Here is a 15,098-nt window from a genome sequence, read left to right on the forward strand (position 1 = left end):
ATCAATATTGTTCCTTCTCGTTGGGAAAATAACAATTCTTCACGTCCGAGATGTAACGGCTGACGGCATCCGTCATCACCGTATACAGGTCGGCATACCGCCTCAGAAAGCGCGGACGGAATCCGTTGTTCATTCCCAGCATATCCTGAACCACCAACACCTGTCCGTCCACATTTCCTCCGGCTCCGATGCCTATCACCGGGATCGTGAGTTCCGAAGCCACTTTCGCGGCCAGCGTCGCCGGAATCTTCTCGAGCACCAGAGCGAAGCAACCCGCGTCTTCGAGCAAGTGAGCGTCGCGCACCAGCTTCTCCGCCTCCGCCTCGTCTTTGGCGCGCACGGTATACGTTCCGTATTTGTTGATCGACTGCGGCATCAGCCCCAGATGTCCCATCACCGGGATGCCCGCGCTCAGGATACGCTTCACCGTGTCGATCACCTCCTCGCCGCCTTCGAGCTTCAGCGCATCGGCATGGCTTTCCTTCATGATGCGGATTGCCGACGCCAGTCCTTCCATCTCGTTACCCTGATACGAACCGAAAGGCATGTCGACCACCACCATTGCGCGCTTCACTCCCCGCACCACCGATTTGCCGTGATAGATCATCTGATCGAGCGTGATGGGCAGTGTCGTCACATTCCCCGCCATTACGTTAGAGGCCGAGTCGCCTACCAGAATAACATCCATTCCCGCGCCGTCCACAATCTGCGCCATCGTGTAATCGTATGCAGTAAGCATCGATATTTTTTCGCCTCTCTGTTTCATTTCTATCAGGCGATGAGTAGTTACTTTCCGTGTATCATCAGCTATATAACCGGCCATATTTTCCAAAATTTAAGAATTAAAATAATGTTGAAGTTTTCAAAAATCGGATGCAAAGTTATAACATTTAATTCATAACGGACAAGGAAAAAAGGAAAATCCTTTCCGCTACGCCCCGCAAGAAAGCTCCCGGCATACCGCTGTCATCCGCTCGTACGTCATCTCGGTGAAGTCGTCTATCACATCATGCGTCTTTCCGGCTATGGCTTCGCGCGGATTTGTGGTGGCCAGCCCGATGACGGTGGCTCCGGAAGCTATTCCCGCCTGAATCCCGTGGAAAGAATCCTCGAACACGTAAGTCTGCTCGGGGGTCGCTCCAAACTGCTTCATACCCAGCAAAAAACAATCGGGAGCCGGTTTGGAACGGGGAAACATCTCCTCGGTGAGGATACAGTCGACCATCCCTTTCAATTCGGGATGCGCCTTATACACACGCTGCATCTTCACTTCGTTCGAGCTGGTCACGATGGCCGTCTTCACTCCCCGCTTGCGGAGTTCTTTCATAAACCGCGCCGCGCCGGGAACGTAAACGTACGACATTTGCTCTTCGAATGCGTTCAGCGCAGCCGTAATCTGCTTCTGCACCTCTTCCGCTCCCATAAAATAGTTGTGATAAATCTGCGTCAAAGTCTGTCCTTTGATGCGAGGTCCGAAATCTTCTTCGCCCAGATGCAACTTTCCCTGCCGGTTCCAGAAAACCGTGTACTGAGGTTCCGTATCCATAATCACTCCGTCGAAATCGAACAAGGCCACTACTTTCCCCACTCTATCCGCTCTATCCGCCCTATTCGCCTTCTTATTCCCGAACTCCGGCGAACCATTTCCCGGATTTTTCTCTTTTCCATTCGCCATATAAACCTCGCTTGTCTCTGTTGAGTTTAAACTTTCCGTATTCGTTACGCAAAGTTCCGAATAATCTTCGAATATGCCAAATTATTCGTACCTTTGGCAGGCAAAATCAAGAGAATGAGCAAAAACAACCCGCATATATTAGGCTCCGAGCCTGTGGGAAAGCTGCTGTTGCAGTACTCCATCCCCGCCATCATCGGCATGACCGTCACCTCACTGTACAACATCATCGACAGCATCTTCATCGGGCACGGCGTAGGCGCCATGGCCATCGCCGGACTGGCGGTGAGCTTCCCCATGATGAACCTTGTCATCGCTTTCTGCACCCTGGTTTCGGCGGGCGGCTCCACCATCGCCTCCATCCGTCTGGGGCAGAAAGACCACGAAGGAGCCACCGAAATCCTCTCGCACACCCTGATGCTTTGCATCACCAACTCGGTTTTCTTCAGCGTCGTGTCGTTCGTTTTTCTCGATCGCATATTGCTGTTCTTCGGCGCCAGCGGAGAGACACTGCCTTACGCCCGCAGCTTCATGCAGGTGATTCTGCTGGGAACGCCCGTGTCCTACACCATGATCGGGCTGAACAACGTGATGCGCGCCACGGGATACCCGAAGAAGGCGATGCTCACGTCTATGGTGACGGTATTCGCCAACCTCATCCTCGCTCCCCTCTTCATCTTCCGGTTCGGATGGGGAATGCGCGGAGCGGCCACGGCAACCGTCATATCGCAATTCATCGGGATGGTATGGGTGGTGAGCCATTTCCTCGACAAAGAGAGTACGGTGCACTTCGAAGGGAGGGTATGGAGGATGAAACGGCGCATCGTTTCCAACATCTTCTCCATCGGCATGTCGCCGTTTCTGATCAACGTATGCGCCTGCATCATCGTCATCATCATCAACAACAGCCTGCAAGCCCACGGGGGCGATATGGCCATCGGCGCGTACGGCATCATCAACCGCCTGCTGACGCTGTATGTGATGATTGTGCTCGGACTCACCATGGGCATGCAACCCATCATCGGCTACAACTACGGGGCCGGGAAAACAGACCGGGTGAAGCACACGCTGCGTCTGGGAGTATTTTCGGGCGTTGTCATCACCAGCACCGGCTTCCTTGTCTGCGAACTCTTTCCCCGTGCGGTTTCCGCCCTTTTCACCGACAGCGAGGATCTTATCGGTCTGGCGGCGGAGGGTGTGCGCCTCGCCGTGATGATGTTCCCGCTGGTAGGCGCGCAAATTGTCATCGGCAACTTCTTCCAAAGCATCGGCAAAGCCAAGATAAGCATTTTCCTTTCGCTCACCCGCCAACTGCTCTACCTGCTTCCCTGTCTGCTCCTCTTCCCGCAATGGTGGGGACTGAAAGGCATCTGGATAAGCATGCCTGTGTCCGACGCGCTGGCGTTTGTCACGGCCATCGTCAGTCTGGCGGTATTCCATAAAAAACGCCTCGCGGCATACACCGATGCCGCCAAGCGTTAAGAATCATACAGGTATGCGGCGAATCACTCCGCCTTGATGCTGTTTACCGGGTTTTCGCGGGCGATGCGCCATGCCTTCAGCACCACGCACACCACCGCAAGCAGCAGGATGAAGAGGGCCGTTCCGGCAAACAGGAGCGGATGCAGGCGGATATGCTCCGCAAACTGGCTGAGCCATGCCTTCCCCACAACATAAGAAGCAACCGTGCCGATGAGGACGGCAAAGACGGAGACGTACAGGATGTCGCGCACGAGCAGGCGAAGCACGTCGCCCACTTCGGCCCCGTTCACTTTCCGCACGGCGATCTCCTTGCTCCGGCGCCGGGTTTCATCGCTCACATATCCGATAAGCCCCATGACAATGATAAGCAGAATAAATCCCGAAGTGATCCAGACCGAATTTCGGAAACGGTAGACAGGCTTATAAATGTCTTTCAGCATGCTGTCGACCGACATAAAATTCAGCCCCGCAAGCGGATAAGTTTCTTCCATATACCGGTTCAGCCGCCTCAGGTTCTCGTCGTAAGGCTCTTTCAGGCGGACATTGAACACCAGACTCGCTTTTTCACCGGCTATCAGGGCAATCGGCGACTGGCCGCCGTAGAAGCTCTCGTTACGGATGTCGCGGAACACGCCCGTTATCGTCCCGTTCAAACCGTTCAACTTCTTGCCCACAGCCCCGTCGGTCCACCTCATGAGGCGCACCAACTCTTCATTCACCAAGATGTCTTCCTCCTTCCGGAAAGAAGTTCCCTCCACGATCCCGATGCCCATCACCTCCGGATAGTTGAACCGGCAATAGTTGAGGTTGAGCGTAGCGAGCCGCCTTCCGTCGTTGCTCATCAGTCCCTGCGTCCAATACTGGCCCAGCACGCTGTGCGTGGATACGGTCACCCCCTCAGCCATCGGCTGGCGGGCGAGAGCCTCTTTCACGTTCTCCGCCATCTCTTCCGGTATGTTGTTGCCGGCTTCCACCAGCCCCGGCACGTCGATTCCCATGTCGCGGCTCATCAGGTGCCGGTATTGCGAAATAGCCACAAGAAGCAGCCCCATGACGAACGAAGCACCCATAAACTGCACGAACAGCAGCGACCGCTTCCATCCTTTTTTCCCGTCGGTATGGCGACGGAACACCTGCGTGACCGGAATGCGCGAAAACAAATGCCCCGGCACACACCCCGCCAGCACGAAAAGAGTCACGACGACAAGTGCGGGAACCCACATCGTCTCCCACGCGAACAGCGAAGAAAGCTTCACCGACAGCAGGTCTTCAATAAGCGTCCGGGCATTGTAGATGCACAGGAAGCTCAGCAGTACGGATACCAGCACCAGAACGCCTGTCTCCGCAAGAAACATGCCGAAGATGTCCGCCGATCCCGCTCCGCTGCACTTGTACACGCCCACGCTTTTCGCTCTGCGGCCCAGAGCGGATACGGATATGAGAATGTAGTTCATGATGGCGGTAAAGAAGATGGAGAATCCGAGGAAACCGTAGATGAAAAGACGTTTCCGCACGGAAGCATCCTCCAAATGGAGCTTCACGATGGGAGTGACGCTGAAATCCATCTTCCAGCCGGCGTATTGTCCCGGCGTATATCTTTCTATCGCGCTTTGGATGCGCGCATTCAGCCGATCGATGTCGGAAGCGCTACGCAGCCTCAGAAAAGCGTTAAATACATCGTTGCCCTTCCAGCCGTTTCCATACATATACCCGCCGTCCCGGTGAACGCTCACGACAAAATCGTGGGTAAGAATCGTGTTTTCCGGCACGTCTTTATACACTCCGCGCACAGTCAGCTCGATCTTTCTTCCCATAGAGAGCGTTTTCCCCACAGGGTCGGCGTTTCCGAATACCTCCCGGGCGAAACGCTCCGAGACAAAAGCGCTGCCCGGCATGATGAGATCTTTCTCGTTCCCTTTCAGCACCGGTATGCCCATCGTGCGGAAAAAGCAAGTATCCGCAAAGATATAACCGGCATCTTTCAAAAGCCTGTCTTCATAATACACGTTCCTTTCCTGAATGGCGCACACGCAAGAAGCATGCTCCACCAACTCCGGGAGGTCTTGCGCCAGAGCCGCCGCGACAGGAGCGAAAACCGTGTAGTCCATCCCCTTGTCTTCGTATCTTACCACCTCCCCCGTGCTGAGGTTGGTCGTTCTGCATCCCACGAGCACGAGGCGTTCCGCGTCCGGGTAACCCCTCTCGTAGCTCAGTTCGAAAGCGATCTGCGAGAAAAGCAAGATGCCGACGATGAGTCCCAGCGAAAGCGAAATCACTTTGGTGACGTTCGCCCCCATTTCGCGCGGAAGTACCCGCAACGCATAGTATATGTGCTTCATCCGTCCCTCCCCTTTATGCAGTGATATTCGCCACAATGCTTCCGTCGAAAAGATGCACCGTGCGATGCGCGAACGACGCGTCGTGCTGCGAGTGCGTCACCATCACGATGGTCGTCCCCTCCTTGTTCAGCTCGGTGAGCAGGTTCATCACCTCCGCCCCGTTTTTAGAGTCGAGGTTGCCCGTAGGCTCGTCGGCAAGAATCAGCTTCGGAGCGGCTACGACGGCACGGGCTATCGCCACACGTTGCTGCTGCCCGCCCGAAAGCTGCTGCGGGAAATGCTTGGCGCGGTGGCCGATATTCATTCTTCTCAGCATTGCCTCCACCATCTCCCTGCGTTCGGACGCCTTGATGTCGAGGTACGTCAGGGGCAGTTCCACGTTTTCGTAAACGTTGAGCTCGTCTATGAGGTTGAAGCTCTGGAACACAAATCCCAGCTTCCCCTTCCGCACCCGCGTGCGCTGCTTCTCTTTCAGCCCCGCCACTTCCTCGCCTATGAGGCGGTAAGACCCTTCGGTCGGACTGTCGAGCAGTCCGAGGATATTGAGCAACGTAGATTTTCCGCAGCCCGACGGTCCCATCACCGCCACGAATTCTCCTTCGTTCACTTCGAGGTTCACCCGGTTCAACGCCACCGTCTCCACTTCCGAAGTACGGAAAACCTTGCTGATGTTTTCAAGTTTAATCATAGCTTTACTGTTTTGTTTTTAATATATTAATTATCAATTTATTATCACAAACACGATTACTCCATCCGAATGCTTCTTACCGGATCGTCCGAAGCGATGCGCCCCGCCCTTATCAGCACACATCCGGTAATCGCCGCCCATATCCCCAACGCCACATATACCAATGCCCGGACATCGGGATAGGCATACTCGTTGAATTGCTCCAGCCACTTCGCTCCTACCGCCCAAGAGGCGGCAATCCCGATGCAAAGCGCGGGAACGGCCACTCGCCATACCTCTTTCGCAAGCATCGCCAGCACTTCCGACGCTTGCGCCCCGTTCACCTTGCGGATGGCAATCTCCTTGCTTCGCAGCCGTATTTCATCATTCACATAGCCCAACAACCCCATCAAAGCAATCAGCAGGATAGACACCGACGCCAGCCATACGGCGTTGCGGAAACGGGCGATGCCGGAGTATTGCCTGTCGAGCTTCCCGCGCAGAGAAACGAACACCGCATCATCGGCGGGAAACGCCTCTTTCATCACTTCGTTGAGCTTGCGCAGGTTCTCGTCAAAAGGCTCTTTCAGCCTCAGATAATGATGCATCGACCCTCGCGTGGCTATCAGCATGATGGGCAGTTGCGACTCGTACGCGCTGCGGATGGAGTAATCGGGCACTACGCCCGCCACCGTCATTTTACTGCCGTCGTAATAAGACACTTGCCGGCCTATGGGGTCGCCTGTCCAGCCTGCCTGCCTCACGAACTCCTCACTCACCAGTATTTCGCCTTCGGCGGCGACGTCTCTTCCTTTCAGCAGCCTGATTCCCATCATGGACACGAAACCGGGATCCACCCATTCGATGCGCGTATCCACCTTGCGGTTGTCGCCCGCGTCGAACGTATCGCCGCTATACCCCGAACAAATCAGCTGGTTGGCGGCCCCGTAGCTCTCTACCATGGGCAGGTTGCGGAAAAAGGCTGCGGCATTGTCGTGCCCGCCTCCGAACTTGAACCAGCACGTCACCACCCTGTCGGGGTTGTAGCCCACGTCTTTCGTCATCACCATGCGGTACTGCCAGAGCACGAACACCAGAAAGCCCGAAACGAACGCCATCCCCGCAAACTGAATGAAAAGCAGCGGACGCTTCCACGAAGTTTTCCGTTCGGAATACCGCTTGAAGACCTGCGTCACAGGGACGGAGGCAAACAGCAGCGCGGGAAGCACGCCTGCCAAGGCGAAAACCAGCCCCACCGCCAGAGCGGGCGCCCATACCGTCTGCCACGTAAAGAGCGAGCTCAGGCGGGCGGAAGCCATGTCTTCGATGAAGTCGCGAAACTGCCACATCAGCAGCGCGACAAGCCCCAACGAGACGAGCAGAATGAAAAACGCCTCCATCAGAAACATCCTGAGCACATCGCCGTCGGTAGCTCCGCTGCATTTGTGCACCCCGATGGCTTTGGCCCGCTTCGCCAACGAGGAGACGGATATGAGCACATAGTTGAACGCCGCCACGAGCAAAATGCCGAAAGCCAGCACAGACATCACCACGATCATGGTGCGCACGGCGGAATTGTCGAAGTGCATCCGCTCCAAGGGATGAAACGCGAAGGTTATGTTTTTCCCGGTCTTCTTGCCGAAATCGGGGATATACCTCTTGAGCATATCGGGCAACCGCCCCTCTACCGCCTTCACCCCCGAAGAGGGGTTACGGAAACGGACAATCGAACGGTAGCTTATGTCGTAGCCCCATCCCCCGCGTCCGGCGTTCCACAGCACAGCCATGGGAATAACCGCATCGAAGGCTATGTCGGTATTATCGCCCATATCCTCGAAGACACCCCGTATGTTGAACGGCGTTTTGCGGTCGGCATACAGCACTTTGCCCACAGCATCCGCCGGATTGCCCGAACCCGCCACTTTCGACGCCAGCGCGCGCGAAACGAAAATCGCGTTCGGATCCGAGAGTTCTCCCGGTTTGCCCGCCAGCACGCCGATTCCCAGCGTCGGGAACAAATGTTCGTCGGCATACACCGTTCGTTCCGAAAGGCGCGTGTCACCGCAATAATATACCGATTCCCCCTTCTCCCTCAGTATCGTGGCGTCTTCCACCTCTTCGGGAAAATTCTCGCGCACAGCCGCAGAGAAAGGGCCGAACGTGTAGGGAGCGCCTTTCCCCTCACTCATCTCTTCAAATCCGCTCAGGTACGCCACATAAAGCTCGGCGGGGCGGTGCAGGAAATTGTAATAGCTCAGTTCGAACGCCACGCGGGCAAACAGCAGGATACCGACAAAAAGCCCCAGCGTGAGTGAAACCGTCTTGATGACGTTCGAGCCTCGTCCGCGCAGCAAAGTCTGAATGACATAGTAAATCTGTTTCATGGTTTGTCTCATTTTTTGGGCATAAACAGCCGCTTTCTATAAAGCAGAAAGCGTGCCAAAACACATAAGACATTGATAACCAGCATAAGCATCCGGTTGCTGCCCTGCCCCACTGTCTAATAATCATACACCGGCGTCTAAAATTCATACAGGCAAGACATCTTTAGCTTGCTTTTGCAGATAAGAATACCCATTAACATTGAAAGCATAAAATACTTTAGGACTACCTATGTCATATCTCGCAAATTTTCGGATTGAATCAAACATAGGATGATTCCCGTTTTTTGTTATAAAATGGTATTTTTGAAGAAAGATATAAAATAGACTTCGTTTGAATTGTCGAGTTATAATTGATGTCCTAAAATTACTTCTGATTTTTATAAGATGCTTTTTGTGATAATAGTTGAAGAAGAAAAACAAAGTCTAATGCTGGTTTACCTAATGTTGCAGTGCCAAAATAAGCATTGCAATCATCGCATATATCAAAACCTATTTCATCTCCGCCAAGGCTATGTGGTAAAATATGAGGTTTATTTTCAAAAGAAACTTCTGGCTCTTTTTTACCACACCAAATGCATTGTCCTGTTTCTGTATATTTCATAATCAAATATCATAAACTTTATTTCCATGCTTCCTCATTTTTCCAATCGTGGGTAAATCCCATTGCAGCTATATCTACTGAAAGAAAATCCGCCAACAATCCCGAAAGTTTTTCGTTGAAGTTATTATTGGGAGAAACCGAAAAGAGGAAATATCGGATTATGCACAAGCGATAGTAAATCCGTTTCTTATCAACTTTTGAGGTATCAATCCATGCATTTTTAGTCTTTTGGGGTTCGGCAGGATTCAACATAAAATCCCTGTTCCATACTCTCGCATGGTGACAACACATATTACGGAGGTTGGCAAGCACCGTCAGCCACGAGATAAAAACCTGTGGTTTCAGACCGAAATAACCGGCAATGTGCTTCATCAGTTGGTTGCTGGCTATATTGGAATAGATGTAGTTCAAGTTACCGAAAGACAATACTTCCGTTATCATCCATGCAGGAGGATAACTTTCGATATAGTTACACCTAAAATCTTCAATGTAATCTTCTTTGCTTGATGCCAATTCCTTCTTCTATGATTGTCAAAGTTTGGTTGAACTTTTCCTGATTGGCAAAACATTCCGGTTTCGTTATCCAATACCTGTCATTTAGTTCCTGGCATCCGATATTTGCTAATACGCTGCGAATGGCTACTTCTATTTTCTCTATTTCGTTGAAAAGTAGAATACGTAATTTCTTGTCAAAGCGATAGAGCGTCAAGACTTGTTCAAAAGTAGTTCCCTCTTTTAGTAGCAAATCCCTTTTGGGAGTTTTATAAAAAGGATAGATGTATGCTGAAAGACGATGATAACCGATATTCATCAGATATTTTTCTACCTTATGCTCATCTTTTATGAGCATTCCTCTTGATTTTAGTATTTGAACAATTTGTTTCGGAGAAGAATATGGTTTGGCGAAACTTGTTTTCATAGTATGTATAATAAAAAACGACCCGCCGATTTGAGCATTGTGAAGAGGCTTGGCAGGTTCTAATGATGCAAAGGTAGTAAAATGGTTTGGAATAGCCAAATAATCTGTGATAGAATGCTCAAAAAACATGAAAAACAGGTTAATTCATACAGGCGGGCCGTGCGCCCGCAAAGCTGCATCGCCGGACCTTCTTTTGCAGGAGACTTACAACGGGAAAAACAGAGGTTTCGATCAAAGAAAACGGAGCCGCCACTTGCGAAAAACAGAGGCTCTGTTGCGTCGAAAAAACGGCTTTTTCATCCGCCGGAAAAAGGGCTAAAATGCGGAACAGCAAATGGAACACTTTTTCGGCTTCATAAAGAATTGTTTCATAGACTATTACATCATTTTATTAAACAGAGGGCGAACGCCTAAGCGAACACTTAATAAATAAGGGATAATAAATGAATATATATTTAAAAATATATATTCTGATCGATTTCGCGAAAAATGGCGGAAAAAAACAGGTAAAAAGATTGACATCGCCCGTAAAAAAACGTATATTTGCACATAGAAAATCACATAAAAAATCACTGCTGAAACCGACTATGAAAAAAACGCCGCACACACTTCTCCGTCACATCCGCATACACCCGGCAACCGGACGCAGAACCCTGCGCACCTCCCTCCGCCTTGCCAACATACACCCCGCAAGCGGACGAAGCTCCCTGCTCGCACTCCTCTGCTGCATCCTGCTTACGGGATGCGACCTGATAGACTATCACCCCTACGACGTCCGCATCACCGGCGAAAGAGACGTGAACGCCCGCAACGCCGCACGGATAGAAGCTGCGTGCAAGGGCAAGAAAACCATACGATTCGTCACCATGGGCGATTCGCAGCGGTGGTATGACGAGACGAAGAAGTTCGTGACGGAGATAAACAAGAGAGACGACATCGACTTCGTGATACACGGGGGAGACATGAGCGACTTCGGGCTGACGAAGGAATTTCTGTGGCAACGCGACATCATGAACGGACTGAAGGTGCCCTACGTTGTCCTGATCGGCAACCACGACTGTCTGGGCACGGGCGAAGAGGCGTACCGCAAGATATTCGGCCCCACGAATTTCGCTTTCATCGCCGGAAACGTGAAGTTCGTATGCCTCAACACCAACGCGCTGGAATACGACTATTCGCAACCGATACCCGACTTCGACTTCATGGAGAAGGAATGGACGAACCGGAAGGGGGAGTTCGAAAAGACGGTGGTAAGCATGCACGTGCACCCCTATTCGGACGTGTTCAACAACAACGTGGCGAAGGTGTTTCAATACTACGTCACACAATATCCCGGCCTGCAATTCTGCACGGCCGCCCACAACCACAGCTTCAGCGACAAGATTCCGTTCGACGACGGAGTGCACTACATCGTGAGCGACTGCATGAAAAACCGCAGTTACCTTGTTTTTACCATCACCCCCGAAACATACGAGTATGAATTGGTTAAGTTCTGACAATATGCTCCGCCTGTGCGGCATCGCCCTGTTCTTATTTTCTACCTGCTGCCGTAACCTTCCCGCGCAACCCGTTCCCGTCGAGGATGCCCGCATTCCCGATTCGGTGACGCCGAGTCAGGCGCCCACCGCAGAAAACGCCTCCGAAAGCTCCCCCTGCACTGCCGACACGATAAAGCCGTGTCAGGCTCCGCTCGCAGAGATCACCTGCGACAGCGCCGTCTTCGATGCCGATCGGGTGATGCAGAAATCTCCCAAGCATCATAAGTACGACCGCCGCGTGCACCGCTTCCGCCGGAAATGGGAACAGCTCATACCGACGCACTCCAAAGTGCAGTTCGCGGGAAACATGGGGCTGCTCTCCTACGGCATGGGATGGGACTATGGCAAACGGAGCCAGTGGGAGACCGACCTGCTGTTGGGCTTCATCCCCAAATATTCGTCGAAAAGGCCCAAACTGACCATGACGCTCAAGCAGAACTATATGCCGTGGAGCGTGGGGCTGGGGGAAAGATTCTCCGCCGAGCCGCTGGCGTGCGGGCTTTACATGAACACGGTGTTCGGACACGAATTCTGGGTGAGAGAACCCGAACGCTATCCGAAAGGCTACTACGGCTTCTCGAGCAAAATCCGCTTCCACATCTTCGTCGGGCAGCGGCTGACGTACGACATCGACCCGCAGTGGAGGTTTATGGCGAAATCGGTCACTTTCTTCTACGAGATCAGCACCTGCGACCTCTATCTGGTGAGTGCCGCGACCAACAGTTACCTCCGTCCGCGCGACTACCTGAGCCTCTCTTTCGGACTGAAATTCCAGTGGCTATGAAATATTTTCGTACTTTTGTGCCTAATCCATATTTTTACCTGACATGACCCGACCCGGAACCATCGTCGTAGTAGACGACAACAAAGGCGTGCTGACCGCACTGCAAATGCTTCTGAAAGACCGATTCCGCAAAATCGTACTTCTCTCTTCGCCCGCTTCGCTCACGGCGACCATACGCGAGGAGAAGCCCGACGTATTGCTGCTCGACATGAATTTCTCCACAGGAATCAACACGGGCAACGAGGGGCTTTTCTGGCTGCGCGAGGTGAAGAAAAAGCAGCCGGAGCTTCCGGTGGTGCTGTTCACGGCATACGCGGACATCGACCTCGCCGTGAGGGGAATCAAGGAAGGAGCGGCGGACTTCATCGTAAAGCCGTGGGAGAACGCCAAGCTGGTGAAAACGGTGGAAGACGCCGTGGCATCTGCCCGTACCCGGAAGGGGAAAAAGAAAAACATGCCGCATGCCGCCGCAACGCCGGGAATGTACTGGGGAGAGAGCAAAGAGATGAAGCAGCTGCGCGCGCTCATCGGCAAGGTGGCGGCAACTGATGCCAATGTGCTGATTACGGGCGAGAACGGAACGGGAAAAGAGGTGCTGGCGCGCGAGATACACCTGCTGTCGGGACGCAGGGAAAGGGAAATGGTGGCGGTGGATATGGGGGCGATTGCCGAACCGCTGTTCGAAAGCGAACTGTTCGGGCACGTGAAAGGGGCGTTCACCGACGCTTACGCCGACCGTGCGGGAAAGTTCGAAACGGCGGACAAGAGCACGTTGTTTCTGGACGAGATAGGCAACCTGCCGTGCCACCTGCAAGCCAAACTGCTGACCGCCATTCAGCGCAGAAGCGTGGTGAGGGTGGGAAGCAACACGCCCGTGCCGGTGGACATACGGCTGATATGCGCCACCAACCGCAACTTGCAGGAGATGGTGGACAGGAAAGAGTTCAGGGAGGACTTGCTCTACCGCATCAACACCATTCACGTGGAACTGCCGCCCCTGCGCCGCAGGAAGGAGGATATCGTGCCGCTCGCCCGGCTGTTCGCGGCAAGGTTCTGCAAGCAGTACGGCAAAGAGCCGGTGGAGTTCACCCGCGATGCCGAAGAGAAGTTGGAGGCATACCCGTGGCACGGCAACATCCGCGAACTGGAGCACGCCATCGAAAAGGCGGTGATCATCAGCGACGGGACGCAGATTCCCGCCGAGCTGTTCCGACTCTCCGTCCGCTCGGCGGAACAACCGGAGAAGGCGGCTTCCACACTCGAAGAGATGGAAAGGCGAATGATACGCAAAGCCATAGGAACCTGCAACGGCAACCTCTCGGCAGTGGCGGCGCAACTGGGCATCACGCGGCAGACGTTATACAACAAAATGAAAAAATTCGGGCTATGAACGCACTATTCCGAAAAATGTCGGGGCACAGCCTCGTAGGCATACTGCTCACCGTCGGCCTCTGCTTCGCAACGGCGGCGGCAGCCTTCGGGGGCGAATACGCGGGGGCGGCCCTCCTCGCCGTCCTGCTGGCGCTGAGCATGGCATGGCAGATACGCATGTACCGCAGGCATACGCGCGAGGTGCTCTTCATGCTCGACGCGCTGGAGAACAACGACAACAGCTTCCGGTTCGACGAAACGTCGGGCACGGGCGAAAGCCGCGCCGTACACGAGGCGTTGAACCGTGTGGCGCAGATACTGTACCGCGTGAAGACGGAAACGGCGGAACAGGAGAAGTATTACGAACTGATACTCGACTTCGTGGATACGGGGGTGCTGGTGCTCAACGACAACGGGGCTGTGTACCGGAAAAACAGGGAGGCGATGCGGCTGCTGGGACTGACGGTGTTCACGCACGTCAGGCAGTTGCGCAACACAGACAGCCTGCTGGCGGAACAGTTGGAGGCGTGCCGGGCGGGCGACCGCATGCAGGCGACGCTCCACAACGAGCGGGGAACGGTGAATCTGGTGATCCGCGTGTCGGACATAACGGTACGGGGAGAGCACCTGCGCATCCTCGCGCTGAGCGACATCAACACCGAGCTGGACGAAAAAGAGGCGGAATCGTGGATACGGCTGACAAGGGTGCTGACGCACGAAATCATGAACTCAATCACTCCCCTCACCTCCATCAGCGATACGCTTCTGTCGGCTCCGGAAGGCAAAGACGCCGAAACAATCCGGGGCTTGCAGGCCATCAGCGCCACGGGCAAGGGGTTGCTCGCCTTCACCGATTCTTACCGCCGCCTCACGCGCATCCCTCCGCCCGAACCGGTGTTGTTCGACGTCAAGCCGTTCATCGAACGGATGATCGCCCTCGCCCGCCATCAGTATCCGTGCGGGCACATCCGTTTCGAAACGGAGATATGCCCCGAAGAGCTGATTCTGTATGCCGACGAGAACTTGGTGTCGCAGGTGGTCGTGAACATACTGAAGAACGCCATTCAGGCCATCGGAGACCGGGCAGACGGACGGATAGACATCAAAGCCTCGTGCAACGACAAGGAGGAAGTATGGATAGAGGTAGGCAACAACGGGCCCGCCATTCCACCCGAAGCGGCGGAGCACATCTTCGTCCCGTTCTTCACCACCAAGGAAGGGGGAAGCGGCGTGGGACTGAGCGTTTCGCGCCGGATCATGCGGCTTTCGGGCGGCAACCTCGTGCTGCTGCCGGGCAAGGAAACCCGGTTCAGAATGAACTTCAAATGAAAACCAAACCGT

Annotated in this window: 14 protein-coding genes; 5 read left to right on the plus strand and 9 right to left on the minus strand. The window is 53.7% G+C overall.

What is annotated here, in order from left to right:
- Position 1: 1 nt before the first annotated feature.
- Positions 2 to 823 carry a 3-methyl-2-oxobutanoate hydroxymethyltransferase gene (panB, locus tag C234_RS0101610; protein ID WP_021646523.1) on the minus strand — a complete coding sequence of 274 codons (822 nt, stop codon included), beginning with the start codon at positions 821 to 823 and terminating at the stop codon, positions 2 to 4.
- A 108-nt stretch (positions 824 to 931) separates the two neighbouring features.
- Positions 932 to 1,675, minus strand: coding sequence for an HAD family hydrolase (locus C234_RS0101615; RefSeq protein ID WP_081688090.1), 744 nt, complete (start codon positions 1,673 to 1,675; stop codon positions 932 to 934).
- A 114-nt stretch (positions 1,676 to 1,789) separates the two neighbouring features.
- Here C234_RS0101615 and C234_RS0101620 point away from each other — a divergent pair, with 114 nt between their 5' ends.
- Positions 1,790 to 3,154 (plus strand): MATE family efflux transporter, encoded by a 1,365-nt coding sequence (locus C234_RS0101620; protein WP_027324327.1) that lies wholly within the window; start codon positions 1,790 to 1,792, stop codon positions 3,152 to 3,154.
- 23 nt (positions 3,155 to 3,177) lie between these two features.
- Here the strand turns inward: C234_RS0101620 and C234_RS0101625 are convergent, their stop codons facing one another.
- The 6 genes from C234_RS0101625 to C234_RS18140 form a co-directional block, all read right to left on the minus strand.
- The gene (locus tag C234_RS0101625) at positions 3,178 to 5,493 is read right to left on the minus strand and encodes an ABC transporter permease (RefSeq protein WP_027324328.1); all 2,316 of its coding nucleotides are present in this window, start codon (positions 5,491 to 5,493) and stop codon (positions 3,178 to 3,180) included.
- 13 nt (positions 5,494 to 5,506) lie between these two features.
- Positions 5,507 to 6,181 (minus strand): ABC transporter ATP-binding protein, encoded by a 675-nt coding sequence (locus C234_RS0101630; protein WP_021646527.1) that lies wholly within the window; start codon positions 6,179 to 6,181, stop codon positions 5,507 to 5,509.
- Positions 6,182 to 6,237: 56 nt separating this feature from the next.
- Entirely contained in the window at positions 6,238 to 8,544 is a 2,307-nt protein-coding gene (locus C234_RS0101635) for an FtsX-like permease family protein (RefSeq protein ID WP_027324329.1), read from the minus strand.
- Between the two features lie 364 nt (positions 8,545 to 8,908).
- Positions 8,909 to 9,145: an HNH endonuclease gene (locus C234_RS15690; RefSeq protein WP_034538075.1), complete on the minus strand. Its 237-nt coding sequence runs from the start codon at positions 9,143 to 9,145 to the stop codon at positions 8,909 to 8,911.
- An 18-nt stretch (positions 9,146 to 9,163) separates the two neighbouring features.
- Positions 9,164 to 9,658 carry an Abi family protein gene (locus tag C234_RS18135; protein ID WP_278961365.1) on the minus strand — a complete coding sequence of 165 codons (495 nt, stop codon included), beginning with the start codon at positions 9,656 to 9,658 and terminating at the stop codon, positions 9,164 to 9,166.
- Complete coding sequence (locus C234_RS18140; protein ID WP_282705522.1) at positions 9,630 to 10,193, minus strand: Abi family protein; 564 nt, start codon at positions 10,191 to 10,193, stop codon at positions 9,630 to 9,632. Before C234_RS18140 ends, C234_RS18135 begins: the two co-directional genes overlap by 29 nt.
- 458 nt (positions 10,194 to 10,651) lie before the next feature.
- Here C234_RS18140 and C234_RS0101655 point away from each other — a divergent pair, with 458 nt between their 5' ends.
- A complete protein-coding gene (locus tag C234_RS0101655; protein WP_081688092.1) occupies positions 10,652 to 11,560 on the plus strand; it encodes a metallophosphoesterase family protein in 909 nt (302 codons plus the stop codon).
- 34 nt (positions 11,561 to 11,594) lie between these two features.
- Here the strand turns inward: C234_RS0101655 and C234_RS17315 are convergent, their stop codons facing one another.
- Entirely contained in the window at positions 11,595 to 11,825 is a 231-nt protein-coding gene (locus tag C234_RS17315; RefSeq protein ID WP_148295196.1) for a hypothetical protein, read from the minus strand.
- Between C234_RS17315 and C234_RS0101660 the strand changes: the two genes are divergently transcribed.
- The 3 genes from C234_RS0101660 to C234_RS0101670 are packed head-to-tail and all read left to right on the plus strand — an operon-like array spanning position 11,763 to position 15,086.
- The gene (locus C234_RS0101660) at positions 11,763 to 12,386 is read left to right on the plus strand and encodes a hypothetical protein (RefSeq protein WP_051290120.1); all 624 of its coding nucleotides are present in this window, start codon (positions 11,763 to 11,765) and stop codon (positions 12,384 to 12,386) included. The genes C234_RS17315 and C234_RS0101660 overlap by 63 nt on opposite strands.
- Positions 12,387 to 12,429: 43 nt before the next feature.
- The gene (locus tag C234_RS0101665) at positions 12,430 to 13,776 is read left to right on the plus strand and encodes a sigma-54-dependent transcriptional regulator (RefSeq protein ID WP_027324334.1); all 1,347 of its coding nucleotides are present in this window, start codon (positions 12,430 to 12,432) and stop codon (positions 13,774 to 13,776) included.
- A complete protein-coding gene (locus C234_RS0101670; RefSeq protein ID WP_027324335.1) occupies positions 13,773 to 15,086 on the plus strand; it encodes a sensor histidine kinase in 1,314 nt (437 codons plus the stop codon). The genes C234_RS0101665 and C234_RS0101670 overlap by 4 nt, the downstream gene beginning before the upstream one ends.
- Positions 15,087 to 15,098: the final 12 nt, after the last annotated feature.

Origin of the sequence: Bacteroides pyogenes DSM 20611 = JCM 6294, from assembly GCF_000428105.1 — a bacterium.
Taxonomy (GTDB): Bacteria; Bacteroidota; Bacteroidia; order Bacteroidales; family Bacteroidaceae; genus Bacteroides; species Bacteroides pyogenes.

Bases quoted from the DNA above. Each gene is read 5' to 3' on its own strand.
- C234_RS0101630 (WP_021646527.1), bottom strand. From the start codon at position 6,181: ATGATTAAACTTGAAAACATCAGCAAGGTTTTCCGTACTTCGGAAGTG.
- C234_RS0101615 (WP_081688090.1), bottom strand. From the start codon at position 1,675: ATGGCGAATGGAAAAGAGAAAAATCCGGGAAATGGTTCGCCGGAGTTC.
- C234_RS17315 (WP_148295196.1), bottom strand. From the start codon at position 11,825: ATGATGCTTGGGAGATTTCTGCATCACCCGATCGGCATCGAAGACGGC.
- C234_RS0101635 (WP_027324329.1), bottom strand. From the start codon at position 8,544: ATGAAACAGATTTACTATGTCATTCAGACTTTGCTGCGCGGACGAGGC.
- C234_RS18140 (WP_282705522.1), bottom strand. From the start codon at position 10,193: ATGTTTTTTGAGCATTCTATCACAGATTATTTGGCTATTCCAAACCAT.
- C234_RS0101620 (WP_027324327.1), top strand. From the start codon at position 1,790: ATGAGCAAAAACAACCCGCATATATTAGGCTCCGAGCCTGTGGGAAAG.
- C234_RS15690 (WP_034538075.1), bottom strand. From the start codon at position 9,145: ATGAAATATACAGAAACAGGACAATGCATTTGGTGTGGTAAAAAAGAG.
- C234_RS0101625 (WP_027324328.1), bottom strand. From the start codon at position 5,493: ATGAAGCACATATACTATGCGTTGCGGGTACTTCCGCGCGAAATGGGG.
- panB (WP_021646523.1), bottom strand. From the start codon at position 823: ATGGCCGGTTATATAGCTGATGATACACGGAAAGTAACTACTCATCGC.
- C234_RS0101655 (WP_081688092.1), top strand. From the start codon at position 10,652: ATGAAAAAAACGCCGCACACACTTCTCCGTCACATCCGCATACACCCG.
- C234_RS0101665 (WP_027324334.1), top strand. From the start codon at position 12,430: ATGACCCGACCCGGAACCATCGTCGTAGTAGACGACAACAAAGGCGTG.
- C234_RS0101670 (WP_027324335.1), top strand. From the start codon at position 13,773: ATGAACGCACTATTCCGAAAAATGTCGGGGCACAGCCTCGTAGGCATA.